Annotated in this window: 24 protein-coding genes and 1 pseudogene; 16 read left to right on the top strand and 9 right to left on the bottom strand. The window is 61.9% G+C overall.

Features of this window, described 5'->3' with window-relative positions; genetic code table 11:
- The first annotated feature begins 171 nt into the window (after window positions 1–171).
- A complete protein-coding gene (gene proC / locus ABSE61_RS09045) occupies window positions 172–936 on the top strand; it encodes a pyrroline-5-carboxylate reductase (protein ID WP_423870882.1) in 765 nt (254 codons plus the stop codon).
- Between the two features lies 1 nt (window position 937).
- On the opposite strand, the gene ABSE61_RS09040 is transcribed toward proC, so the two are convergent.
- From ABSE61_RS09040 to ABSE61_RS09025, 4 genes are all read right to left on the bottom strand, one after another.
- Window positions 938–1,324 (bottom strand): thioesterase family protein, encoded by a 387-nt coding sequence (locus tag ABSE61_RS09040; RefSeq protein WP_423870736.1) that lies wholly within the window; start codon window positions 1,322–1,324, stop codon window positions 938–940.
- A gap of 170 nt (window positions 1,325–1,494) precedes the next feature.
- Window positions 1,495–1,707: a tautomerase family protein gene (locus ABSE61_RS09035; RefSeq protein WP_423870735.1), complete on the bottom strand. Its 213-nt coding sequence runs from the start codon at window positions 1,705–1,707 to the stop codon at window positions 1,495–1,497.
- Between the two features lie 178 nt (window positions 1,708–1,885).
- Complete coding sequence (hisS, locus tag ABSE61_RS09030) at window positions 1,886–3,484, bottom strand: histidine--tRNA ligase (protein WP_423870881.1); 1,599 nt, start codon at window positions 3,482–3,484, stop codon at window positions 1,886–1,888.
- A 178-nt stretch (window positions 3,485–3,662) separates the two neighbouring features.
- Window positions 3,663–4,742, bottom strand: a complete 1,080-nt coding sequence (locus ABSE61_RS09025; RefSeq protein WP_423870734.1) for a branched-chain amino acid aminotransferase — start codon at window positions 4,740–4,742, stop codon at window positions 3,663–3,665.
- Between the two features lie 378 nt (window positions 4,743–5,120).
- Here ABSE61_RS09025 and ABSE61_RS09020 point away from each other — a divergent pair, with 378 nt between their 5' ends.
- The 3 genes from ABSE61_RS09020 to ABSE61_RS09010 all read left to right on the top strand — a co-directional run bounded on the left by ABSE61_RS09020 (window position 5,121) and on the right by ABSE61_RS09010 (window position 7,897).
- Window positions 5,121–5,609, top strand: a complete 489-nt coding sequence (locus ABSE61_RS09020; protein WP_423870880.1) for a MarR family winged helix-turn-helix transcriptional regulator — start codon at window positions 5,121–5,123, stop codon at window positions 5,607–5,609.
- A gap of 2 nt (window positions 5,610–5,611) precedes the next feature.
- Window positions 5,612–6,334: a response regulator gene (locus ABSE61_RS09015; RefSeq protein WP_423870733.1), complete on the top strand. Its 723-nt coding sequence runs from the start codon at window positions 5,612–5,614 to the stop codon at window positions 6,332–6,334.
- Window positions 6,335–6,460: 126 nt separating this feature from the next.
- Window positions 6,461–7,897 (top strand): ATP-binding protein, encoded by a 1,437-nt coding sequence (locus tag ABSE61_RS09010; RefSeq protein ID WP_423870732.1) that lies wholly within the window; start codon window positions 6,461–6,463, stop codon window positions 7,895–7,897.
- A gap of 4 nt (window positions 7,898–7,901) precedes the next feature.
- Here the strand turns inward: ABSE61_RS09010 and ABSE61_RS09005 are convergent, their stop codons facing one another.
- Together ABSE61_RS09005 and ABSE61_RS09000 are read right to left on the bottom strand one after the other, a co-directional pair.
- Window positions 7,902–8,447, bottom strand: coding sequence for a DUF3617 domain-containing protein (locus ABSE61_RS09005; RefSeq protein ID WP_423870731.1), 546 nt, complete (start codon window positions 8,445–8,447; stop codon window positions 7,902–7,904).
- Window positions 8,448–8,499: 52 nt separating this feature from the next.
- A complete protein-coding gene (locus tag ABSE61_RS09000) occupies window positions 8,500–8,790 on the bottom strand; it encodes a hypothetical protein (protein WP_423870730.1) in 291 nt (96 codons plus the stop codon).
- 163 nt (window positions 8,791–8,953) lie between these two features.
- Between ABSE61_RS09000 and ABSE61_RS08995 the strand changes: the two genes are divergently transcribed.
- From ABSE61_RS08995 to ABSE61_RS08970, 6 genes and pseudogenes are all read left to right on the top strand, one after another.
- Complete coding sequence (locus ABSE61_RS08995) at window positions 8,954–9,424, top strand: hypothetical protein (protein WP_423870729.1); 471 nt, start codon at window positions 8,954–8,956, stop codon at window positions 9,422–9,424.
- A gap of 194 nt (window positions 9,425–9,618) precedes the next feature.
- Complete coding sequence (locus tag ABSE61_RS08990) at window positions 9,619–10,314, top strand: ribonuclease T2 family protein (RefSeq protein ID WP_423870728.1); 696 nt, start codon at window positions 9,619–9,621, stop codon at window positions 10,312–10,314.
- Window positions 10,315–10,335: 21 nt separating this feature from the next.
- Window positions 10,336–10,707, top strand: a complete 372-nt coding sequence (locus ABSE61_RS08985) for a VOC family protein (RefSeq protein WP_423870727.1) — start codon at window positions 10,336–10,338, stop codon at window positions 10,705–10,707.
- A gap of 85 nt (window positions 10,708–10,792) precedes the next feature.
- A complete protein-coding gene (locus tag ABSE61_RS08980; protein WP_423870726.1) occupies window positions 10,793–11,653 on the top strand; it encodes a 23S rRNA (adenine(2030)-N(6))-methyltransferase RlmJ in 861 nt (286 codons plus the stop codon).
- A gap of 296 nt (window positions 11,654–11,949) precedes the next feature.
- Complete coding sequence (locus ABSE61_RS08975) at window positions 11,950–12,162, top strand: cold-shock protein (protein ID WP_027536987.1); 213 nt, start codon at window positions 11,950–11,952, stop codon at window positions 12,160–12,162.
- Window positions 12,163–12,286: 124 nt separating this feature from the next.
- A pseudogene (locus ABSE61_RS08970) lies at window positions 12,287–13,473 on the top strand (IS701 family transposase).
- Between the two features lie 216 nt (window positions 13,474–13,689).
- On the opposite strand, the gene ABSE61_RS08965 reads toward ABSE61_RS08970, so the two are convergent.
- The 3 genes from ABSE61_RS08965 to ABSE61_RS08955 form a co-directional block, all read right to left on the bottom strand.
- Window positions 13,690–14,445 carry a reverse transcriptase domain-containing protein gene (locus ABSE61_RS08965; RefSeq protein ID WP_423870725.1) on the bottom strand — a complete coding sequence of 252 codons (756 nt, stop codon included), beginning with the start codon at window positions 14,443–14,445 and terminating at the stop codon, window positions 13,690–13,692.
- On the bottom strand, window positions 14,409–15,164 hold the full coding sequence (locus tag ABSE61_RS08960) for a reverse transcriptase domain-containing protein (protein ID WP_423870724.1): 756 nt from the start codon (window positions 15,162–15,164) through the stop codon (window positions 14,409–14,411). The genes ABSE61_RS08965 and ABSE61_RS08960 overlap by 37 nt, the downstream gene beginning before the upstream one ends.
- A 472-nt stretch (window positions 15,165–15,636) precedes the next feature.
- A complete protein-coding gene (locus ABSE61_RS08955; protein WP_423870723.1) occupies window positions 15,637–16,260 on the bottom strand; it encodes an outer membrane protein in 624 nt (207 codons plus the stop codon).
- A gap of 302 nt (window positions 16,261–16,562) precedes the next feature.
- On the opposite strand from ABSE61_RS08955, the gene uvrC reads away from it, so the two are divergent.
- From uvrC to aptA, 6 genes are all read left to right on the top strand, one after another.
- Complete coding sequence (gene uvrC, locus ABSE61_RS08950) at window positions 16,563–18,677, top strand: excinuclease ABC subunit UvrC (protein ID WP_423870722.1); 2,115 nt, start codon at window positions 16,563–16,565, stop codon at window positions 18,675–18,677.
- A gap of 108 nt (window positions 18,678–18,785) precedes the next feature.
- On the top strand, window positions 18,786–19,403 hold the full coding sequence (gene pgsA / locus ABSE61_RS08945) for a CDP-diacylglycerol--glycerol-3-phosphate 3-phosphatidyltransferase (protein WP_423870721.1): 618 nt from the start codon (window positions 18,786–18,788) through the stop codon (window positions 19,401–19,403).
- Window positions 19,400–19,651, top strand: a complete 252-nt coding sequence (gene moaD, locus ABSE61_RS08940; RefSeq protein ID WP_423870720.1) for a molybdopterin converting factor subunit 1 — start codon at window positions 19,400–19,402, stop codon at window positions 19,649–19,651. The genes pgsA and moaD overlap by 4 nt, the downstream gene beginning before the upstream one ends.
- Before the next feature lie 12 nt (window positions 19,652–19,663).
- A complete protein-coding gene (locus tag ABSE61_RS08935; protein ID WP_423870719.1) occupies window positions 19,664–20,131 on the top strand; it encodes a molybdenum cofactor biosynthesis protein MoaE in 468 nt (155 codons plus the stop codon).
- Complete coding sequence (gene prmB, locus ABSE61_RS08930) at window positions 20,131–21,117, top strand: 50S ribosomal protein L3 N(5)-glutamine methyltransferase (RefSeq protein ID WP_423870718.1); 987 nt, start codon at window positions 20,131–20,133, stop codon at window positions 21,115–21,117. Before ABSE61_RS08935 ends, prmB begins: the two co-directional genes overlap by 1 nt.
- Before the next feature lie 104 nt (window positions 21,118–21,221).
- Complete coding sequence (gene aptA, locus ABSE61_RS08925; RefSeq protein WP_423870717.1) at window positions 21,222–22,568, top strand: omega-aminotransferase AptA; 1,347 nt, start codon at window positions 21,222–21,224, stop codon at window positions 22,566–22,568.
- Window positions 22,569–22,732: the final 164 nt, after the last annotated feature.

Genomic DNA, 22,732 nt, shown 5'->3' with positions numbered 1-22,732 from the left:
GCAGCAGTTACTGTCGCGAAGCTTGTTGTCGATATCTCCATCCACTAGAATCAACTGTGGTTATGGGTCCCTGCTTTCGCAGGGACGACAGCTTTATTTGCGGTAGCAGCGGTGAACAGCAAAACCTTACAAAACATCAACGGCACCATCGCCCTCGCCGGCTCAGGGAAGATGGGCGGCGCGATGCTGTCGGGCTGGCTTGCCCAGGGCCTCGACGCGAGCCGCGCGGCCGTGATCGAACCGTATCCCTCCGAGGACATTCGCGCGCACCTCGCCAAAGGCGTGCGGCTCAACCCGTCACCGCAGGATTGCGGATCCGTCGCGGCCTTCGTCGTGGCGCTAAAGCCGCAAGCGTTCAGCGAGGCAGCGCCGGCCTTGAAACCCTACGTCGGTGCCGCCACGCTGGTGGTCTCGATCATGGCGGGAACGACGATGGCCTCGCTGGCGGAGGTTTTCGGCGGCCACGTCGTGCGCGCCATGCCCAACACCCCGGCGGCGATCGGCCGCGGCATCACGGTCGCGGTGGCAGCGAAAGATGTCAGCGACGCGCAGCGCGAAACCGCCGACGGGCTGTTGCGCGCCACAGGTCTGGTCGAATGGGTGAGCGATGAAGGCCTGATCGACGCGGTGACCGCCGTCTCCGGCTCAGGCCCGGCCTATGTGTTCCTGCTTGCCGAGGAACTGGCGCGGGCCGGCGTTGCAGCCGGATTGCCCGAGGCGCTGGCGACAAAGCTTGCGCGCGAAACTGTGTCAGGCGCCGGCGAACTATTGCATCGCTCCGATCTCGATGCTGCGACGCTGCGCCAGAACGTCACCTCGCCCGCCGGCACCACGGCGGCCGCGCTGGAAGTGCTGATGGGAAAAGACGGCCTGCAATCGCTGCTGACGCGCGCGGTTGCCGCCGCGACGAAGCGCTCAAAGGAACTGGCGAAGTAACCTAAAGACGCTTGCTGAACGCATCGACATTGACGAGGCCGCGGGTATGACGGCCCTCGCCGATGCGGCGGTTCTCGTCGAAAGCCTCGACCTCAAAACGGATGATTCGCCGCTCCACCGCGATGACCTTTGCGGTGGTTCGTACCGTCGCGCCGACGGGCGTCGCGGCAAGATGGCGGATATCGACTTCGGTGCCGACCGTGACCCAGCCAGTTTCAAGACAGGCCTTGATGGCGTCGGCGGAGGCCAGTTCCATCTCCAGGATCATCATCGGCGTCGCATAGACCATCGGCATACCCGGCACGAAATGCCCGACCGTGCGATCGGGTGGCACGACCAGACTTCGTTCGGCGCTCATGCCGACCTTGATGACGTCGCGTGCGTCCATGAGATTGGCCTTGAAACGATCCCACCGTCGTCCTGGCCAAGCGAAGCGCGAGCCGGGACCCACAACCACAGCCGTCAATGTTGCGCAAACCGGGAGGCGACGCTTGGTATAACAATCAACATCGGTGGCTATGGGTCCCCGCTTTCGCCGGGACGACGACGAGGGCGAACCTACTTCTTCGCGAAGCGTTCGACAAAGGACACGCCGCCCTTCATCTTGTGGATCAACGGCGCCTCGTTGATCTGGATCACGACAGCTTCGGCATCGACGCCGAGATTCTTCACAAGCGCTTGGGTGATGTCGCGCATCATGCCGACCTTCTGTTCGTCGGTGCGTCCGGCGGCCATGCTAATGGTGATTTCGGGCATTCCTGTTCTCCTCATTTTCTTTTCGTTATGGCTGGGCATAGCCGTCTGAAGGACGGCGTCGCCTCCGCTCGCCTATGCCCCTGCCATCTACGATCATCCCTATCAAACAAGACGTGGATGCCCGACGCAATGGGCCTGTGCTCAATCCAGCAAAGCCGGACTCGCATGCCGGGCATGACATCCGAATGATGGATCAGACCCACGTGACCGCGTGGCGTGCCAATATTTTGCGCACAGCCGCCACAAGTTCGCTTTCATCGACCTCGGTTTGCGCCTCGGCCTGCTTCTTCAAATATTCATCACGATCGCTTGTGTCGGTGAGCCCGGCGCCGAGAACGAGATCCTTGATCTGAACCTTGCCCTTCGCCTTCTCGTCTGATCCCTGTATGATCACGCACGGCGCGTTGCGGCGATCGGCATATTTGAGCTGGTTGCCCATGTTCTTGGGGTTACCGAGATAGAGCTCGGCGCGGATTTTGTCTGCACGAAGTGCTGCGACCATTTTTTGGTAATCGGCGACGCGGTCGCGGTCGAACACGGTAACGACCACGGGACCCGATTCCGGCCGGGTGTCGAGTTTGCCGAGCATCGTCAGCGCGGCCTGCAACCGCGACACGCCGATGGAAAATCCAGTCGCCGGTACCACCTCGCCACGGAAGCGCGAGACGAGGCCATCATAGCGCCCGCCGCCGCCGACCGAGCCGAAGCGCACCGGCCGGCCTTTTTCGTCCTTGGTGTCCAGCAGGAGTTCGACCTCATAGACCGGGCCGGTGTAATATTCGAGGCCGCGGACGACGGAGGGATCGATGATAATCCGGTTCTCGTAACCTCCGGAATCGACAAGACGTGCAATCTGGGAAAGTTCGTTCAAACCCTCAATCGCGAGTTTGGAATCCTGGAAGTTGACACTGAGCCAGCCCTGGATCTTGAGGGCGACATTGTATTCATTTTCTTTTCTATCGGGGTCGTCGATGAATCCCGGCGCGGAATGAGCGAAGGCCGGCTGCTGCACAGCATTACGAGCATTCACAAAGGTTTCGATCTTGGAGATTTGAGATTCCTCCAATTCCGCCCCTTTGGTAAAATCACCGCTTTCATCCTTGCGGCCCTTGCCGAGAAGCTCGCGCACGCCCTGTTGCCCAAGCCGATCCAGCTTGTCGATCGCTCGCAAGACCGTGAGCCTGCGGCCTGCATTCTCATCACCGCCGAGCCCGATGCTCTCCATCACCCCATCGAGCACCTTGCGGTTATTCACCTTCACCACATAGGAGCCGCGGGGAATGCCGAGCGCCTCCATCGTGTCGGCGGCCATCATGCACATTTCCGCATCGGCGGCCGCGCCCGACTGACCGCCCGAGGCGGTGCCGATGGTGTCGGCGTCAAACTGCATGAACTGGCGGAAGCGCCCCGGACCCGGCTTCTCGTTGCGATAGACATAGCCGAAGCGGTAGCTGCGATAAGGCAGCACCAGATTTTCGGTGCCGTAACGCTCGGCGACGTAACGCGCCAGCGGCGCGGTGAGGTCGTAGCGCAGCGATATCCACTGTTCGTCGTCGTCCTGGAACGAGAACACGCCCTCATTGGGCCGGTCCTGATCGGGCAGGAACTTGCCGAGCGCGTCGGTGTATTCCATCGTCGGCGTTTCCACCGGCTCGAAGCCGTAGAGCTCATAGACCTCGCGGATTTTCTCGACCATCTGCCGCGTCGCATTGATCGCGGCCGGCCCACGGTCTTCCAGCCCGCGCGGCAGGCGCGCTTTCAGCTTTTGCGGCTTTTTCGGTTTGTCGGCCATGGTCGCGCGTTGGTACCAGCCGAGACGCGAGGCGGCAACCGGCGTGTCATTCACTCCGTCATTCCGGGGCGGTGCGTAGCACCGAACCCGGAATCTCGAGATTCCGGGTCTGGTCCGGAGCCTGTCATCGGGCGCGCATTCGCGCGCCCCCTTTGGGACCATCCCGGCATGACGTTGCTCACAACACCTTTCTAATCCAGTTATGCGGGTCGTTGGTGCGGCCATACTGGATGTCGACCAGCTGCTTGCGCAGCCCCATCGCGACCGGACCGGCCTCGCCGCCGCTGATCAGGAAATCGCCACTTGCCGAGCGCACCTTGCCGATCGGCGAGATCACGGCGGCCGTTCCGCAGGCAAAGGCCTCCTTCAGCTTCCCGCTGGCGGCATCCGCACGCCACTGGTCGATCGAATAGGCCTCCTCGCGCACGGGCTTTCCGGAATCCTTGACCAGAGCGATGATCGAATCCCGCGTGATGCCCGGCAGGATCGTGCCGAGCGGTGGTGTCACGAGCGACCCGTCCTCGAACACGAAGAAGATGTTCATGCCGCCGAGTTCCTCGACATATTTGCGCTGGATCGTGTCGAGGAAAACAACCTGGTCGCAGCCATGATCGATGGCTTCGGCCTGCGCGCGCAGGCTCGCGGCGTAATTGCCGCCGCATTTGACCGCACCGGTGCCGCCAATCGCGGCGCGGGTGTAATTCTCCGACACCCAGATCGACACCGGCGCGGGACCGCCCTTGAAGTAGGAGCCGACCGGCGAGGCGATGACGGCGAAGATATATTCCGCCGACGGTTTGACGCCGAGGAAGACTTCGCTCGCGATCATGAAGGGGCGCAGATAGAGACTGCCCTCGCCGCCCGGAATCCAGGCCCGGTCGATGCGCACGAGTTGCTCGACCGCTTCGATGAACACAGCCTCGGGCAGCGGCGCCATCGCCATCCGGTCGGCCGAATTCTGGAAACGCCGGGCATTGGCGTCGGGACGGAACAGATTCACTCCGCCATCGTCGCGCTTGTAGGCCTTGAGGCCTTCGAAAATCTCCTGCGCGTAGTGCAGCACGGCCCCGGCCGGATCGAGCGGGAAATTGGCGCGGGATTCGATGCGCGCGCTGTGCCAGCCCTTGGCCTGATCGTAGCGGACTAGGGCCATGTGATCGCTGAAAATCCGGCCGAAGCCCGGGTTTTCAAGCCTTGCCGCGCGCTCCTTTTCCGGTGTCGGATTGGCCGCCGGCTGAATTTCGAATTTCAAACTCATTTCCTCGTTTTCCGCTGTTCTCGACGGGCCTCTTTCGGGCCTGCTGGCTTAAGTGATCCGGACCTTCGCAGCAGCCGGCCTTGCGGCCAGTTCCCACCGGGCGCGCCACAAGGACATGCTTTTGTGGGGCGCGGAAGTCCAGTATGTTTGCCGGGATGCCGCCCGACAGTCGTACGGTCAACATGTCCGAAGGCTTTGCTGCACCTTCCGGCCCCGTTGGGCCATTAACAGCATCGCGACCCCAACGAAACGACTTATTATTTCGTCGTGATCGGCTGTTTTGTAACATTGAACCCAAGATATGTCAATATGGCTGACGTAATTTTATCAGGTCCGTCGGCACCCGCCGGCTCCAAGCCGAGCGAGGCGCGTTCAGCCATGGCGTCGGCGGCCTTGCGCTGGGACATCATCGAGCTTTTGTTTTTCGCCTACCGCGATTTCGTCGGCGATGCCGATCACGAGCTTGAGGCCTTTGGCTTTGGTCGCGCGCACCACCGGGTGCTGCATTTCGTCCACCGCTACCCCGGGCTGAAGGTTGCCGACCTGCTCGACGTGCTGCGAATCACCAAGCAGTCGCTCGGGCGCGTCCTGAAGCAGTTGCTCGACGAAGGCTATATCGTGCAGAAGGCCGGCAACAACGATCGGCGGCAACGCCTTCTTTTCGCCACCCCCAAGGGCGAGGCGCTGGTGGCAAAGCTCGCAGGGCTGCAAACCGATCGGCTCAATCGCGCGCTACGCGGCATCGAGCCGGCCGGCCTCGAAGCTGTCAGGCAATTCCTGCGTGCCATGATCGATCGCGACGATCCCGACAAGGTGCTGGAAGCCCTTTTTGGCGCCACGCCTTCGGGCGCAAAGACAAAGGAATAGACGTGGCCGGGGCTGTAGCCATCGCACGAACACCGCCAAAGCCGGCCGACGACGCCCCGCATCTGTTGCTGGTCGATGACGACCGCCGCATCCGCGACCTGTTGTCGCGTTTTCTCTGCGGCGAGGGTTACCGCGTCACCACCGCGATGAGCGCAAAGGATGCTCGCGGCAAACTCAATGGCCTGCATTTCGATCTATTGATCCTCGACGTGATGATGCCGGGCGAGACCGGTTTCGATCTTGCTCGATTCATCCGCACTTTCTCCTCGGTGCCGATCGTCATGCTGACGGCGCGCCATGAGGCAGAAAGCCGGATCGAGGGCTTGCAGATCGGCGCCGACGATTACGTCGCCAAACCGTTCGAGCCGCGCGAGTTGTCGTTGCGGATCGGCAATATCCTCAAGCGCAGCGCGCCGCCGCCGGTGGAAACGCTGGAGCAGATCGCGTTCGGGCCTTACGTCTATCACCTGGAGCGCGGCGAGTTGCGGCAAGGCGAGGAAGCCATCCGCCTCACCGATCGCGAACGCGACATGTTGCGGATTCTGGCGCTGGCGCGCGGCGAGACGGTGCCGCGCAACGCGCTGACGGGCGACGGCACGGTGAACGAACGCGCGGTCGACGTGCAGATCAACCGCCTGCGGCGCAAGATCGAGCGCGATCCTGCCAATCCATTATTCCTGCAGGCGGTGCGCGGCATCGGCTACCGCCTGGTCGTTTCTCCTTGAACCGATCGTCATGAGCACGCCTAGCGCCCACTTTCCGAAGTTCGCACCCCGGCGCGGCGTTCGCTTCTGCGAACTTCGGAAGGCTATGGGCGCTAGCAAATATCATTTACGAATGGAGCTTTGGAATTGACGTTCGCTTCCGAAAATCGCGACAAGCGGGCGGCGAACGTCAAATCCGCTCCATTCGACACGGGATTGACGCTGATCCGCACCGCCGCAGGGCGGGTGTCGGCGATCAATGGCTGGATGGGCAATGCTTTCAAGAGCTGGATGCCGACCGGCCTCTACGCCCGCGCGCTTCTCATCATGATCGTGCCAATGGTGGTGCTGCAATCGGTCGTCGCATTCGTGTTCATGGAGCGGCACTGGAACACGGTGACGCGGCATCTGTCCGCCGCAGTGGTGTCCGACATCGCCGCATTGATCGACGTCTACAAGAGCTATCCGCAAGACAAGGATCGCTCCCTGATCCGGCGCATCGCGCAGCAGCGGCTCGGACTGGTGGTGGATTTCCTCCCCGCCGGCGATATGCCGCCGCCCGGACCGAAGCCGTTCTTCTCGTTACTCGACCAGACGCTGTCAGTGCAGCTCGGCCGGCAGATCGCCAAGCCGTTCTGGATCGACACCGTCGGCCGCTCCAATCTGGTGGAAATCCGCGTTCAGCTCGACGACGCCGTGATGCGGGTTTTCGCGCTGCGTAGTGCTGCCTACGCCTCGAACTCGGAGATCTTCCTGTTCTGGATGGTCGGTACGTCCTCGATCCTGTTGATCGTCGCGGTTCTGTTCCTGCGCAACCAGATCCGCCCGATTCTGCGGCTGGCCGATGCTGCCGAGAGCTTCGGCAAGGGCCGCGAGGCGCCGAACTTCCGCCCGCGAGGCGCGCGCGAAGTGCGCCGCGCCGCGAATGCCTTCCTGGAAATGAAGTCGCGCATCGAGCGTTCGATCGAACAGCGCACCGCGATGCTTGCCGGCGTGTCGCACGACCTGCGCACCATCCTGACCCGCTTCAAGCTCGAACTCGCGCTGATCGGCGACAGCCCGGAAGTCGATGCGATGCGCAAGGACGTCGATGAGATGTCGGGGATGCTGGAAGATTATCTCGCCTTTGCGCGTGGCGACAGCGGCGAGCAGGCGCAGCCGACCGACATGACGCTCGCTTTGGAAGAATTACGCAGCGACGCCGAGCGTAACGGCCATGCCGCAACGGTCGCGTTCCACGGTCTTCCGGTGGTGACGGTGAAACCCGCCGCCTTCAAGCGCTGCCTCGCCAACCTCGTCTCCAACGCGGCACGGCACGCCGACGCGATTTCGATCACCGGCTTGCGCGATCATCGCTATCTGACAGTGACCGTCGATGACGACGGCCCCGGCATTCCGCTGAATATGCGCGAAGAAGTGTTCAAGCCGTTCCTGCGGCTCGACGACGCCCGTAACCAGGACGAGGGCGGGACGGGACTGGGCCTCGCAATCGCCCGCGACATCGCCCGCTCACACGGCGGCGACATCACGCTCGGCGACAGCCCGATGGGCGGCTTGCGCGCGGCGGTGCGAATTCCAGTGTGAGAGGCTACGGCTTGCCGCCAGGCAGCAGCGCCTTGAGCTTGTCCATGTCCTTGACGTTCAGCTTGAAGCCGCCGCCGGGCATGACGATGTCGCCCGGTTTCTGATCCGGCTTACAGGCCCCCAGCCATTTCGCCTCGATCTTGGTCACGGTGTCCCGCGGCGTTCCCTTGCTGCCGAGATCGCTGTGCGAGGTGGTCGTGACTGCGTAGGCCGAGTTGAAGTCGCCGATGATTTCCGAATGCGAGGCAATCGAAACGCCTCCGACGCTGCAGAGTGAATCGGTCAGATAGCCGGTTGCCGTCTTCTGGATATCCTGCTTGGAGCAGATCTGCTTGGCCATCGGCGAGACCATGTTGTTCATGTCCTTGTCGGTGGTCTCGTCGGTACAATGCTGCATGGTCATCTCCGGCAGCGGCGAGCCGGTTCTGGCCATCTTGATTTCCCACAGACCCGCTTTTCGGATCGGCAGATCGTCGGCCCCGGCGTTGTCTGCCGCCACAGCCGCCAGCAGACAAAGCCCCAAACCCCATGCGGCAAGCTCACGCATCATCAGTCACGCTCCGACATCGACGAAGATTGCGAAAACAGGCCGGGCTAACCGCTCAGTAGAGCGTGCGTAACGGCCGGTTGTTGGCCCCGTACGGCACCCAGCGGCAGGCAAAGGAAACATAGCCGCCATAATGCGGATCAACGGCGAGAAACTTCACCACCTTGCCGTAGCTGGCGCAGTGGTCGACCGCGAGTTGACGGGCGTCGCTGTGCTGGGCCAACTCATAGGCAATGATGCCGCCAGTATCGTTGCCCCTGAAGGCCGGCACGTAATCGGCCCGCGCCGGCGCCCAGGACAGCATGGCGCCTGCGGCAATCAGAACGGCGGCCTTGATGATTCGCATCGCTAACTCCGTTTATTTGGGCGCACTTTAGAGCGCATCAGGAGCCGTGAAAAGCACACGAGCCCGCGAGAAACTGACTTATTGGCAGGTGTTGCCGCGCTGCACTTGACCTTGAGGAGGCTTCGCGGCACGTTTCGTCCGTTCGAACATCGGCGGACCTGATATGCGTGACATCTTTTCTTTTGCCAGAAAAACAGGACTGGGCGCGACGCTTGGGGCCGCATTTGGCCTGCTGGCGCTCGGCCAGGCGGCCGAAGCAGCCAATCCGCTGGAGCTGAATTTCTGGCTGTCGGGCCCGAAATATGACGGTCGGCTGAAGTCCTGTGAAGCTGCGCTCGGGAGCGTCACGTCGCAATTCCAGGAAAAAGAGAGCACCTACTGGAATTCCGCGCTGACGATCACGGCTTACGGCCGGATCCACGAAGTCGCCTACCGTCCCTGGCAGTCGGACAATATTCCGCGCCGGTACTGCAGCGGCGATGTGATGCTGAGCGATGGCAAGGCCCACACCGTACACTACTCGATCATCGAGGACGGCGGCTTTGCCGGCTACGATCAGGGCGTCGAATGGTGCGTGACCGGACTTGACCGCAACTGGGCCTATAACCCCTCTTGCGCAGGCGCCAAGCCTTAATCTCAAGCCTTAATCTCAAGCCTTAATCGCAAGCCTCAATTTCACGACCGTTTTCCAGATTCCGGACGATGAGGCCTGCCTCAGTCCGCAGTCTCGTTTTTGTTCTTGAAATGTTCCCCTCCCGTGCTACGGTCGGCCAAGGATTGTGGAATGAGGGCATCATTATGTTTGGGCGTTGCTTAGTAGCTTGGAGCTTGGGTCGGACGACACGGGTTTTTGCCCGCTTCGGCACCCTCTTTTGGGTCGCGGCGATCGCCGCTGGGGCTACGGGCAGCGCGTCCGCACAGGACCGCCGGCAGAACACGCCCGGCGAGTTCGATTTTTACGTGCTGTCGCTGTCATGGTCGCCGTCCTTTTGCGAGGAAGTGGCAGAGCGCGGTAATGGCGGGCGCTCGCAGCAGGCCCAATGCGGCGGACGGCCGTTCTCGTTCGTGGTCCATGGCCTGTGGCCGCAGTATGAGCGCGGCTTTCCCGAATATTGCGACCGGGATTCCTGGCTGGACCGCAATATCATGACCTCGATGCTCGATCTGATGCCGGCGCCCGGCTTGATTTTCAACGAGTGGAAAAAGCACGGCACCTGCTCCGGTCTTGGCCCGCGCGGCTATTTCGAGACCATCCGAAAGGCGCGTGCGGCCGTGAAAATTCCACCCGAATTCATCGACCTTGCCGATCCGAAAACCATCTCGCCGACCGAAATCGAGGACGCCTTCATCAAGGTCAATCCGGGCCTGCCGGCCGCCGCCATCGCGGTGACCTGCAACCGCTCGCGGCTGAGCGAAGTGCGCATTTGCATGGGTAAGGATTTGCAGTTCCGCGCCTGCGACGAGATCGACCGCCGGGCCTGTCGGCGCGACCAGGTGACGATGCCGCCGGTGCGCGGCGGCTAGGCCGAAACGGTCATTCCGCGCATGCCGGAGCAGCCCCGCCACTGCCTTGTTGCGATCCTCCCGTGCACCGACATCGACACGAGCACGGAATTCTATCGTCGCTTCGGTCTTTCGGTTCACAGTGACCATGGCAGCTACCGCATTCTGAGCGACGGCAAGGGTTGGCTTTTACACTTGTCCTGCGAGGCGCCGCAGGGATGGGTGGTGCCCGGCCGCAATCCCAACGGTGTGTATCTCTACCTGGAAGAGGTCGACGGGCTCGCCAAGAAGCTGGACGATCTCGTTCGCGGCCATGGGCCGGAGCATAAGCCGTGGGGAATGTACGAGTTCGCCCTATCGGACCCTGACGGAACACTGGTGCGGATCGGCTGGCCAAGCCGGCTGATGGGTTGAATGCGCGCCCGCTCGGCGGCCAGATGAGCCGATACGCTGCTTCGACACGCGTTACTTTCGTCCGCTGATGTCGTAACTCAAGTCCATGAACTATCGCCACGCCTTTCACGCCGGCAACTTTGCCGACGTCATCAAGCACATCGTGCTGGTGCGCATCCTGCTCCACTTGCAGGAAAAGGACGCGGCGTTTCGCGTCATCGATACCCACGCCGGCGCAGGCGTCTACGATCTCACCGGAGAAGAAGCGCAACGCGGCGGAGAATGGCTGACCGGAATCGCCCGCATCATGCAGGCGCGGTTTTCGGAAGACGCGCAGCCACTGATCAAGCCTTACCTCGACATCGTCCGCTCGTTCAATCCGCAAGGAGGCGCGCTCAAGGCCTATCCCGGATCGCCGCTGATCGCCCGCGCGCTGTTGCGACCGAACGACCGTCTGACCGCTTGCGAGGTCGAGTCTTCCGCGCGACCTGACCTGATCGACGCGCTGCGCCGCGACACTCAGGCTCGCGTGGTCGATCTCGACGGCTGGACCGCACTGCCCGCCTTCGTGCCGCCGAAGGAGCGGCGCGGCCTGGTGCTGATCGATCCTCCCTACGAACAGAAAGACGAGTTCGAACGGTTGGCCGCCGGTTTTGCGGAAGCCTTCGCGAAATGGCCGACCGGCAGTTATTTGCTGTGGTATCCGGCTAAGAGCCGGCGGGCCGCCGACGAATTGGTGCGGCAGGTCGCGCAGACGATTGGCGAAGCAAGACCGTCCGGAAAATGCCTGCGCGTCGAATTCAGCGTCGCACCGCAAACCGCAGGACAAGGCCTCACCTCGGCCGGTCTTCTGGTCGTCAACCCGCCCTGGACCTTGGCGGCCGAACTCAAGACGATCTTGCCCGAACTTGAAAAGCCGCTCGGCCAGGGCGGCGCGAGCCGTTTCCGGCTAGTGCCCTCTATTTGAGTGGGCCCGCTGACGCCCAAACCTTGAGCCTGCGCTTCGCGTCCTAAAAGTCCGATAGGCAATGGACCGGGAACCGTATTATGCTTGCCGTGATTGGCATCGGCTTTACGTTCCGCTTCCGCGAATGGTAGCGGCGGAGTGACAAGGCCTCTTCTGATTTAAGGCAGGTCCGCCATCACGCGGGCCCGCCTCGATGGCCAAAGCACCTGGCGGGGAAGGTGTCCGCAGCAAAAAGTCCGGTTGGCCAATACGCAAGAGGAACGTAACGGCGGAGCAATGCGGGGGGAGGTTTCCCGATGGCCATGACTGGGACGGTCAAGTTCTTCAATGGAGAACGCGGCTACGGCTTCATCAAGCCCGACGACGGCGGTCGCGATGTGTTTGTCCACATCACGGCCGTGGAACGGGCCGGACTGAAGGATTTGACGGAAGGACAGCGCATCACATTCGAGGTCGAACCGGACAAGAAGGGCAAAGGGCCCAAGGCGGTCAACCTCGTGATTTCTTAGCGAAGCGTTTTCAAGCGAAGTGGGTACCGGTTCGCGTGAAGAAAACGCGTCAAACGAATCCGGCCTCGAATTGATCTAGCATTACAGTTGCCATTTATGAAGTTATCTGAATCCATGGGCAACCATGATTCGGACATCGTGGGCGCGGGCAGCGTCGGTTGAAGAGACGCTTGCGTTATGGGCTGCGTCGCTTCGGGAGATCAAGCAACGGATACGTCCGTTGTTTAAGCAAGAGCGTGTTGCGGAGAATGCGGGCTTGTTCCTGGAAGGTCTGCTCGGAGATGAGCAGCGCAAGACAGGTTGGATGCGCGCGGAGGCGGCCGGCGATCCCGGCCCCTGGCGGCAGCAGGCGATCCTGGGTCGCAGGGATTGGGACGCTGATGCTCTGCGCGATATCGTACGCGACTATGTTATCGAGCATTTGGCCGATGACGATGCGGTGCTGGTGATCGACGAGACCGGCTTTCTCAAGCAGGGCAAAGCGTCGTGCGGAGTGGCGCGGCAATACACTGGTTCGGCAGGCAAAATTACGAACTGCCAGATCGGTGTCTTCGCTACCTATGTTTCGCGTCATGGTCATGCGTTCATCGATCGCGCGTTATATCTTCCGAAGGAATGGACCGACGATCCAGACCGTCTGGAAGCCGCCTATGTGCCCCCCGACGTCGGTTTTTCGACCAAACCAAAGCTCGCGACGAGAATGATCGCACGCGCCATAGCCGCGTCTGTCCCATTCAAGTGGGTTGCTGGCGATACTGTCTACGGTGTTGGCGATATCGAACAGCAACTGCGCCGCGCAGGCAGAGGCTACGTGCTCGGGGTCAACAGCGCTCATGTGTTTCGATCCTGGGGCAAGCGACTGCCGGTCACCGGTACGGCCGCGGACATCGCCCGGACGCGGCGCTCATCCGACTGGAAGCGCCTGTCGGCGGGCGCCGGAACCAAAGGACCGCGGCTGCATGATTGGTGTTATCTCGAATTGGCCGATCTCGAGGCCGAACAAACCAACAGCGCCAATCAAGGACTGTGGACGCGTGGTCTGCTGATCCGTCGTCGCATCGCCGATGGCGATCTCGCCTTCTTCACCACCTTCGGTGGGCGATCGAGGACAGTTTCGAGACCGCGAAAAACGAATTCGGCCTCGATCACAACGAGAGCCGATCCTGGCATGGCTGGCATCGTCACGTTTCCATGGCTATGCTCGCCTTCGCCATGATGGCGGCGATCCGACATCGCGCCAATCCGCCGCCGCCCAAAAAAACGAAAAGTCGACCACCGGCAAAAGCCAAAGCAAAGCCACGGCGTCACTGATCCGTTGGTCTATCCAGGAAATTCGTCGCATCGCCATCAAGCTCGCGCGAAAACGGATCATGCCAGCACACATCATCGCATGGTCATTCTGGCGTAGAGCGCACCAGGCTGCCGCTCAACGCGCGCACCTCAAAGCAAAACGGTTCGCGGTAGGGACGCTCATTGCTGAGCGCCCCCCGCACAGATCCGGACGAGCCCAATTAAGGCATCCGGCTCCTACCTTGGGTGTGTGACGGCGAAACGCTGTTGCGGCCAGGGATGGAGGATACGGGGTTGAGGAAGCCAGTCGTCCGCCAACTTCGTCATACGATCCCAAGTGAAGCCGCCTCGTTGGCTGCGGCGCCGAAGCGTTCGCCGCCAGAGGTCGGTCACATAATAGCGGAACGCTGAAAGCGCCCGCCCGTTTGCAGGAACCGCATAGTAGGCGAAGTGACCGGTGATGACCTGTCTCAGCCATTTATCCTGGACGGGGATCGGTTGGTGCATTCGCCGCCGCAGCTCTGCCTTGATGTCCTGAAGCTTCGTCCGCAGACGGTCGCGACGGGTCTTCCTTTCGAGCAGGAAGTTCCCCCGGCGTGACTTACCGCAGATGTGGATGAAGCCCAGAAACGTAAAGGTCTCCGGATTGCCGAGCCCGCGTGTCTTGCGATTGGTCGCCGCATAGCGACCGAACTCAATCAGGCGGGTCTTGTCCGAATGGAGCGTCAACGCGAAAGCCTCAACCCGTTCACGCATCGCATCAAGGAAGCGACGAGCGTCGTCCTCATGCTCGAAGCCGGCCACCAGATCATCCGCATAGCGCACGATAATCATATCGCCGTGAGCCTCCTGCCGTCGCCAGCGTTCGGCCCAAAGATCGAAGCAGTAGTGCAGGTAAACGTTGGCGAGCAGCGGCGAAATCACCGATCCTTGCCCCGTGCCCCTGTCATCCACGGTTACGACCCCGTCTTCGAGGATGCCGCCCTCAGCCATTTACGGATCAGGCGGATGATGCGCTTGTCGCCAATGCGGTACTCCAAAAACTGGACTAGCCAGTCTTGGCTCACACTTCCGAAGAAGTTTTGCACGTCGGCGTCAAGTATCCAGTTCACCTTCCGCGTGGTAATCGCTACCGTCAGGGCGTCCAACGCATCGTGTGGCCCCCGGCCGGGTCGAAACCCATAGGAGAAGCCGACGAAGTCGCCTTCGTAGATGGCGTTAAGCACCATGACGGTCGCGCCCTGGACGATTTTATCTTCCAGAGCCGCGATCGCCAGCGGTCGCTGCTTCCCATCCGCCTTCGGTATGTACGTCCGGCGTGACGGTTGCGGCCGGTACGCTCCCCGCTGGACCCGTTCGTGCAGTTCCCTGAGCCGGGGCTCAAGGTCGGCCTCGTAGTCCTGCCACGTCATGCCATCCACGCCGGGGGCGGCTTTGCGCCGAAGCGCATGGAACGCCGTCTGGAGTGTATCGACAGTGATATGGTGGAGAAGTGCGGTGAACCGTTCCTTCTTCTTCAGCCTTGCGGCTTTCCGTACGCGGTCCAGCGCTTGGGTCACGCGAGCCCGGTACTGTGCCCGGTGCGTGCTTTGCTGGCCCTCGTTCCCCTTGGTCCCCGGCCTTGGCTCCGCAGGCTCCGCCACCGGTCGCCCGGCTTTGTTCGCCTGCTTCGCAGCTACTATGCCGGAGTCAGACTTCTCTTGATCGTGCATCAGCGGCTATGGCTCCTCGCCTTCCCGCCGCGGACCAGGCTGCTCAGTGAGCATCTGGCCGACCGAGAGAGCTCCCGGTTCCCATACAAGAAGCTTCTGCACATGCCAGGGTCTGCGACCACGCCGAAACGACTGGGCGCTCGCGATATCGCACCCCTTCGTGTTGCCTTCCGCTCAGTTGACAGCGTCGGCTCTCGGGAAAACATTCTTTCGCGGCTCAATGGCTAGCCTATGCACTCCCCTGCCGACGCTTCGCCGACACCCTCACGGATGCCTACGCACGGCTCGGGGCCGACGTGGATCGCTACTCCCTCATCGTAGTGGACTTCCACCACCTACTCCTTGCCGGTCTCCCGGCGCACCAACTGTAATGCTAGACTAGAGCCGAACAGCTCTCGACCTGCATTCCACGCCAAAAAAATCCCGGCCGCACGGCGGCCGGGAGTTGACGTTGTCCGATTTTCTTATCGTCTTAGAAGTGATAGTTCACGCCGGCGCGCAGCAGACCGAAATGGTAGCCGTTCTGGGCTCCGGTGATCGTGAAGTTGCTGTCGTTCAGATCGACATAAAGATATTCGACCTTGGCGCTCCAGTTCTGTGCCAGGCCGAATTCGGCGCCTAACCCCACCGTCCAGCCGGCATTGGTGTGCGTCTCGGTAAGACCACCGAACGTCTGGCCGCTCAACTCCCCGAAGGCGAGACCGGCGGTGCCGTAGAACAGGATATTGTTCAGCGCATAACCGGCGCGGCCGCGAACGGTGCCAAACCAGGGGTTGGAGAATTTCCACGGCGCAAACGTATCGGAAGCCCCGTTGCCCTGAAAGTCGCCCTCAATGCCGAACACCCAGGGACTGCCGTTCTGCCAGTTATAACCGGCCTGCACGCCGCCAACGAAGCCGGACGGCTTGGTCGGATTATTATCGACCGAACCCCAATCCCAGCCGATATTGCCGCCGATATAGGGACCGGCCCAGCTATACATGTTGAGCGGCTGATTGACGGTGTAGGGCGCGCGCGATCCGTAGTACAGATCGGCGGCCTGAACCGAAGAAACTGCAGCGATCAATGCCGCCGCAACCAAGACAATCCTGCTCATGCTCATCACGCAAACTCCACGCGGGAAATGCAGAACCCGGTCGCCATCGGCGTGGTTACGGATTTGCACTGTTTACCCACGGGATTTATCGAGACTTTTAAGTTAAAGGGTTGTTAAGCCCTGCCAGCGGCCGATTCTTAGTCTTAAGAGAGCGTTACCGCCGCGGCTTCCGGCGCAATCTCGCTTCATCTCTGACGATTTGCTGCCGGGGTCACATATGCAGGCCCGCGCTGGCAGGCGGCGGGGACGACACTTAGATTTAGAAGTTCCAAAATTTAGAAATTCCAAAGCTTAACAGTTCTATGGCCCGCGAATTGACCGAACAGGCAAAGACCGCCCACGGGAAGGAAGGCACCCCCTCCCTGCCCGGCGAGATCCAACCATTACCGGTAAAAACGGAGCTGACGCCACAGGACCGGCCCCAGGATCTGGCCGCCGGCGACATCGATCCAGCCACAGTCATTACCGATGAGGAGGACGACGGGCGGCTGCCGGAAGCCACCGACGACAGCAGTGAGACCATCGCCGAGGGGCCGCTGGCGATCGGGCATGCCGCGATCGAAAACGCGGTGCGGCTGGCGCCGACTTCGCCTGGTGTCTACCGCATGCTGAATGCCGCCAATGACGTGCTTTATGTCGGCAAGGCCAAGAACGTCCGCAAGCGTCTCTCCTCCTACGCCCGCGCCAATGCGCCGCAGCCGGCGCGCATCCTGCGCATGATTGCGGCAACCGTTGCCGTCGAGATCGTGTCGACCGGGACCGAAACCGAAGCGCTCCTGCTTGAAGCAAATCTGATCAAGCAGCTGCGCCCGCGCTTCAACGTGCAACTGCGCGACGACAAGTCGTTTCCTTATATCCTGATCACGGGCGATCACTGGGCGCCGCAAATTCTCAAGCATCGCGGCGCGCAAACCAGGCCCGGGCAATATTTCGGGCCGTTTGCCTCGGCCGGCGCGGTCAACCGCACCATCACCGCGCTTCAGCGCGCCTTCCTGATCCGCTCCTGCACGGATGCGTTTTTCGAAAGCCGCAGCCGCCCCTGCCTGCTCTACCAGATCAAGCGTTGCGCCGGGCCCTGCACCCGCGAGATCGATTTTCCCGGCTATACCGAACTCGTGCGCGAAGCGAGGGATTTCCTGTCCGGCCGCAGCCGGGCGGTGAAACAGGAACTCGCTGGCGAGATGGAAAAGGCGTCCGCCGAGCTCGAATTCGAGACCGCCGCACTTTACCGCGATCGGCTCGCCGCACTTTCGGCGATCCAGTCGCAGCAGGGTATCAATCCGCGCACGGTGGAAGAAGCCGATTTGTTCGCGATCCATCAGGAGGGCGGGTATTCCTGCGTCGAAGTGTTCTTCTTCCGCACTGGGCAGAACTGGGGCAACCGCGCCTATTTTCCGAAGGCGGAAAAATCTTTTACGCCCGAAGAGGTGCTGGCCTCGTTCCTCGCGCAATTCTACGACGACAAGCCGCCGCCAAAGCTCATTCTGCTGTCGCACGCGATCGAGGAAAGCGAGCTGATGGCGAGCGCTTTGTCGATCAAGGCCGGCTTCAAGGTCGAAGTCACCACGCCTCAGCGTGGCGAGAAAAAGGAACTGATCACGCATGCGTTGACCAACGCGCGTGAAGCGCTGGGCCGCAAGCTGGCCGATACCGCAACCCAAAGCCGGCTGCTGGCGGGGCTGGTCACGACGCTCGGACTGCCGCATCCGCCGCGCCGCATCGAGGTGTACGACAACAGCCACATCCAGGGCACCAATGCGGTCGGCGCCATGATCGTGGCGAGCCCGGATGGGTTCATCAAGAACCAGTATCGCAAGTTCAACATCAAGTCCGAAGGGCTGACGCCGGGCGACGATTACGCGATGATGCGCGAAGTGCTGCAACGGCGCTTCAGGCGGTTGTTGGCGGCACCACCCGGGGGCGAGACGGCGGGCCCCAAGACCGAAGACGATGGCGTCCCGCAATGGCCCGATCTCGTCATCATCGACGGCGGCCGCGGCCAGCTCAACGCGGCGAAGGAAATCTTCGACACCCTCGGGCTTTCGCAGGTCTCGCTGATGTCGGTCGCCAAGGGGCCGGACCGCGATGCCGGGCGGGAAACCCTGTTCATGCCGGGCCGCGAGGCGATCAAGCTCGAGCCGCGCGACCCCGTGCTCTATTTCATCCAGCGGCTTCGCGACGAGGCACACCGCTTCGTGATCGGATCGCACCGCAAGCTGCGCAAAAAGGACATCCGTGAGGCGGGTTTGCAGGAAATCCCCGGCATCGGTCCTTCACGCAAACGGGCGCTGCTGCACCATTTTGGAACCTTGAAAGAGATCGAACGGGCCTCGATCGCCGATCTCGGCAAGGTCCCCGGCGTCAGCGCCGAGAGCGCGCGCAAGATTTTCGAGTTTTTCCACACCCGGCCGGGGTAAGGCCGGGGTAACAATGTCACCTGAAAGTCATATGTGTCGCATGGTTGACCTGGTGAAGTGGATTTGACATTCGCTACGCCGTAGGCTTTGGCGGTATTGGTAGGACGCATGAACATCGCAACGACCAGAGGATGGGCAAAAAGCTCGCTGTCCCTGCCCAACATTCTGACCTTTGCCCGGATCGCCGCGATCCCGCTGGTGGTCGGCTGCATCTATTGGCAGGCCATTCTGGACGGCCCGTTGTGGCTGCGATGGGTGGCGCTGGCGGTGTTCATCGCAGCTGCCGTGACCGACTTCCTCGACGGCTACTATGCGCGAATCTGGGACCAGCAATCGGCCCTGGGGCGGATGCTGGATCCGATCGCCGACAAGCTGTTGGTCGCTTCCTGCCTGTTGATGCTGGCCGCCGACGGAATCATCCATGGCTGGACGCTGTGGGCCGCCATCGTGATCCTGTGCCGTGAAATCCTGGTATCGGGCTTGCGCGAATATCTGGCCGGCTTGCGCGTCAGCGTCCCCGTCACCAAACTCGCCAAATGGAAGACGACGGCACAGCTGGTCGCGATCGGATTTTTGCTCGCCGGCGAGGCAGGCGACCAGGTCATCCCCTTCACCACCCAGATCGGGCTGTTGCTGCTGTGGATCTCCGCGATCGTCACGATCTACACCGGCTGGGATTATTTCCGCGCCGGTATCCGTCACCTCATCGAGGAGGATGAGGGATGAAACTGAAATATTTCGCCTGGGTGCGTGAGCGGATCGGCAAAGCGGAAGAGACGGTCGAGCCGCCGCCTTCCGTGCAAACCATCGAACAGCTGATCGGCTGGCTCGGGGCGCGCGGCGAGACCTACGCCCACGCCTTTGAGACACCGCGCGTGATCCGCGCCGCGATCGACCATGCCCATGTCAAACCGGACACGTCGATTGCCGGCGCCCGCGAAATCGCCTTCTTCCCGCCGATGACCGGCGGCTAATTCGATGCCGTCATGACCGCCAACGTGATCATCCGCATCCAGCCATCCGACTTCGACGTCGCGCGGGAAATTGCGGCGCTGACCTGCGGGCGCAGCGACATCGGCGCGGTGGTATCGTTCACCGGAATTTGCCGCGGCAGCGAGGATGGCACGGCCATCGCCGCATTGACGCTCGAACATTATCCCGGCATGGCGGAAGCCGAAATCACGCGCCACGCCGAGACCGCGATGTCGCGCTGGGAGCTATCCGGCATCAGGATCATCCACCGCGTCGGCCGGATCACGCCGGGCGAAAACATCGTCTTGGTGGTGACGGCGTCGAAACATCGCCAGGCCGCGTTCGAGGCCGCCGAATTCCTGATGGATTACCTGAAGGCGAACGCGCCGTTCTGGAAGCGCGTGGACGGCGCCGATGGCAAAGACTGGGTTGAGGCACGCGATCACGATGATGCGGCCGCAGCGCGCTGGACCAAATCCTGATGGCCAAACGCGCCAAAGCTCCTGCCAAACGTTCGCAAGCCGCACCGAAACTTCCCAAGGTTTCACCCGGCGAACTGGTGACGCTGCTCGATTTCGTCCGCTATGCGACAAGCCGCTTCAACGAGGCGAAACTGACTTTCGCGCACGGCACCACCGATCCGGTGGCGGAAGCAGCGTTTCTGCTGGGCGAAACGCTGCATCTTCATCCCGATCAGTTCGAAAACTTCGCCACCGCGCGTGTCACCGCAAGCGAGGCCCGCGCCATCCTCGACGTCATTTCCCGCCGCATCTCCTCGCGCCAACCCGCCGCCTACCTCGTCAACAAGATCTATATGCGCGGCCTGCCCTTCTACGTAGACAGGCGCGTGATCGTGCCGCGCTCCTTTATCGGCGAGCTTTTCGACTCGCATTTCGGCGGGCCGGCTGGTGAGGGACCTTCGCTAATCGAAGATGCCAGCGCGATGGAAAACGTGCTGGAGCTTTGCACCGGCTCCGGGTGCCTTGCCATTCTCGCTGCCCACGCCTTTCCGAATGCGCATATCGATGCGGTCGATATCTCCAAGGATGCGCTGGCCGTCGCCGCGCGTAACGTCGCGGATTTCGGCCTCGAAGATCGTGTGCAACTGCATCGCGGTGACCTGTACGCGCCGGTTGCAAACAAGCGCTATGATCTCATCATTGCGAACCCGCCTTATGTCGATGCGGAAGGCATGGCAGGTCTGCCACCTGAATGCCGCGCCGAGCCGAAACTCGCTTTCGACGGCGGTACCGACGGCCTTGATGTCGTCAGGCGCATTCTGGAGCAGGCCAACCGGCATCTGACGGCGGAAGGCGGGCTATTGTGCGAGATCGGCCGCTGCCGCAGCGCGCTGGAGGCAGCCTATCCGTGCACCGAATTTCTGTGGCTGGACACCGAAGACTCGGAAGGCGAGGTGTTTTGGATCGCCGCTTCCGACCTTGCAAATTTGCATGCACGGGGTGATTGATCGCTTCCTGCCGCAAGGAAAAAGTCCGGCTTCGGCATTCCAGTACCTGACCGAAACTGCTAACCTATCGGGCAACGATCACCGAAAACTCGAAGAGGCCCGCCATGCTGGACAAGAGCCCGCACTCCGCCGCCGTCAACGTCCCCAACGACCTTGCCGCGCACTGGATGCCGTTTACCGCCAACCGCGCCTTCAAGAAGGCGCCGCGGCTGCTCGCCGGCGCCAAGGACATGCATTACTTCACCGTCGATGGCCGTAAAATCCTCGACGGCGCCGCCGGCATGTGGTGCAGCAATGCGGGCCACGGCCGCACCCAGATCGCGGAAGCCATCGGCCGGCAGGCCGCGACGCTCGATTATGCGCCGCCGTTCCAGTTCGGCATTCCGCAGGCCTTCGAGCTTGCCAGCCGCATCGCCGATCTTGCGCCCAAAGGCCTCGATCACGTGTTCTTCTGCAACTCGGGATCGGAAGCCGCCGATACCGCGCTCAAGATGGCGCTCGCCTACCACCAAATCTCGGGCCAGGGTGGCCGCAGCCGCCTGATCGGCCGCGAACGCGGCTATCATGGCGTCGGCTTCGGTGGCACGTCGGTTGGCGGCATGGGCAACAACCGCAAGATGTTCGGCACGCTGTTGACCGGCGTCGATCACCTGCCGTCGACCTATGACCGCGAAAAGCAGGCCTTCTCGAAAGGCGAGCCGGAATACGGCGCGCACCTCGCGGATGCGCTGGAAAACCTGGTCAATCTGCACGGTGCCAATACCATCGCCGCGGTCATCGTCGAGCCGATGGCGGGATCAACCGGCGTGTTGCCGGCGCCGAAGGGCTATCTCAAGCGGCTGCGCGAGATCACCCAGAAGCACGGCATCCTGTTGATCTTCGACGAAGTCATCACCGGCTTCGGGCGGCTCGGCTATGCGTTTGCGGCCGAACGCTACGGCGTGCTGCCGGACATGATCACCTTCGCCAAGGGCGTCACCAACGGTGCCGCGCCGATGGGCGGCGTCATCGTGCGCGACACGATCCACGACGCCTTCATGAGCGGCCCCGAGCACGTCATTGAGCTGGCCCATGGCTATACCTACTCGGCCCATCCTCTGGCGTGTGCCGCGGGACTTGCTACGCTCGACATCTACCGCGACGAAAAGCTGTTCGAGCGCGCCCGCGCCCTCGAACCGAAATGGACCGATGCCATCCTGTCGTTGAACAACGAGCCCAACGTCGTCGATATCCGCACCGTCGGTTTGACGGCCGGCATCGACCTTACCTCGCGGCCGGACCAGCCGGGCAAACGCGGCTTTGACGCGCTCAACAGCGCCTTCTTCGACAACGACCTGATGATGCGCATCGCCGGCGACACCCTGGCGCTGACCCCGCCCTTGATCATAAGCGAAGAACAGGTCGGCGAGATCGTCGAGAAGGTCGCCAAGGTCATTCGCGCGGTGGCCTAACACGCACACCACCTCTCCCCGGACAACCATCGTCTGCGGCTCCCCGTTCGGGAGCCGCAGTTCCGGCCGTGCCCAAAAAACACCAGTGGTCCGATACTAACCTTCGCACCGTGGTTATACGGGCACCTTGCAAAGGTCAGTATCAAAGGACCACTAGCAAATAT

It is taken from the genome of Bradyrhizobium sp. (assembly GCF_049519115.1).
In the GTDB taxonomy this organism is placed as follows: domain Bacteria; phylum Pseudomonadota; class Alphaproteobacteria; order Rhizobiales; family Xanthobacteraceae; genus Bradyrhizobium.
Note: the sequence above shows the minus strand (reverse complement) of the source record. Positions and strands in the feature narration are given on the sequence as shown.

Excerpts from the sequence above, each read along its gene's own strand:
- moaD (WP_423870720.1), top strand. The coding sequence starts at position 19,400 with ATGAAACTGAAATATTTCGCCTGGGTGCGTGAGCGGATCGGCAAAGCG.
- ABSE61_RS08980 (WP_423870726.1), top strand. The coding sequence starts at position 10,793 with ATGAACTATCGCCACGCCTTTCACGCCGGCAACTTTGCCGACGTCATC.
- ABSE61_RS08965 (WP_423870725.1), bottom strand. The coding sequence starts at position 14,445 with ATGGCTGAGGGCGGCATCCTCGAAGACGGGGTCGTAACCGTGGATGAC.
- ABSE61_RS08960 (WP_423870724.1), bottom strand. The coding sequence starts at position 15,164 with ATGCACGATCAAGAGAAGTCTGACTCCGGCATAGTAGCTGCGAAGCAG.
- prmB (WP_423870718.1), top strand. The coding sequence starts at position 20,131 with ATGGCCAAACGCGCCAAAGCTCCTGCCAAACGTTCGCAAGCCGCACCG.
- ABSE61_RS09025 (WP_423870734.1), bottom strand. The coding sequence starts at position 4,742 with ATGAGTTTGAAATTCGAAATTCAGCCGGCGGCCAATCCGACACCGGAA.
- ABSE61_RS09020 (WP_423870880.1), top strand. The coding sequence starts at position 5,121 with ATGGCGTCGGCGGCCTTGCGCTGGGACATCATCGAGCTTTTGTTTTTC.
- uvrC (WP_423870722.1), top strand. The coding sequence starts at position 16,563 with ATGGCCCGCGAATTGACCGAACAGGCAAAGACCGCCCACGGGAAGGAA.
- ABSE61_RS08975 (WP_027536987.1), top strand. The coding sequence starts at position 11,950 with ATGGCCATGACTGGGACGGTCAAGTTCTTCAATGGAGAACGCGGCTAC.
- ABSE61_RS09005 (WP_423870731.1), bottom strand. The coding sequence starts at position 8,447 with ATGATGCGTGAGCTTGCCGCATGGGGTTTGGGGCTTTGTCTGCTGGCG.
- ABSE61_RS08955 (WP_423870723.1), bottom strand. The coding sequence starts at position 16,260 with ATGAGCAGGATTGTCTTGGTTGCGGCGGCATTGATCGCTGCAGTTTCT.
- proC (WP_423870882.1), top strand. The coding sequence starts at position 172 with ATGGGCGGCGCGATGCTGTCGGGCTGGCTTGCCCAGGGCCTCGACGCG.
- ABSE61_RS09000 (WP_423870730.1), bottom strand. The coding sequence starts at position 8,790 with ATGCGAATCATCAAGGCCGCCGTTCTGATTGCCGCAGGCGCCATGCTG.
- ABSE61_RS08935 (WP_423870719.1), top strand. The coding sequence starts at position 19,664 with ATGACCGCCAACGTGATCATCCGCATCCAGCCATCCGACTTCGACGTC.
- pgsA (WP_423870721.1), top strand. The coding sequence starts at position 18,786 with ATGAACATCGCAACGACCAGAGGATGGGCAAAAAGCTCGCTGTCCCTG.
- ABSE61_RS08985 (WP_423870727.1), top strand. The coding sequence starts at position 10,336 with ATGCCGGAGCAGCCCCGCCACTGCCTTGTTGCGATCCTCCCGTGCACC.
- hisS (WP_423870881.1), bottom strand. The coding sequence starts at position 3,484 with ATGGCCGACAAACCGAAAAAGCCGCAAAAGCTGAAAGCGCGCCTGCCG.
- ABSE61_RS09040 (WP_423870736.1), bottom strand. The coding sequence starts at position 1,324 with ATGGACGCACGCGACGTCATCAAGGTCGGCATGAGCGCCGAACGAAGT.
- ABSE61_RS09035 (WP_423870735.1), bottom strand. The coding sequence starts at position 1,707 with ATGAGGAGAACAGGAATGCCCGAAATCACCATTAGCATGGCCGCCGGA.
- aptA (WP_423870717.1), top strand. The coding sequence starts at position 21,222 with ATGCTGGACAAGAGCCCGCACTCCGCCGCCGTCAACGTCCCCAACGAC.
- ABSE61_RS08995 (WP_423870729.1), top strand. The coding sequence starts at position 8,954 with ATGCGTGACATCTTTTCTTTTGCCAGAAAAACAGGACTGGGCGCGACG.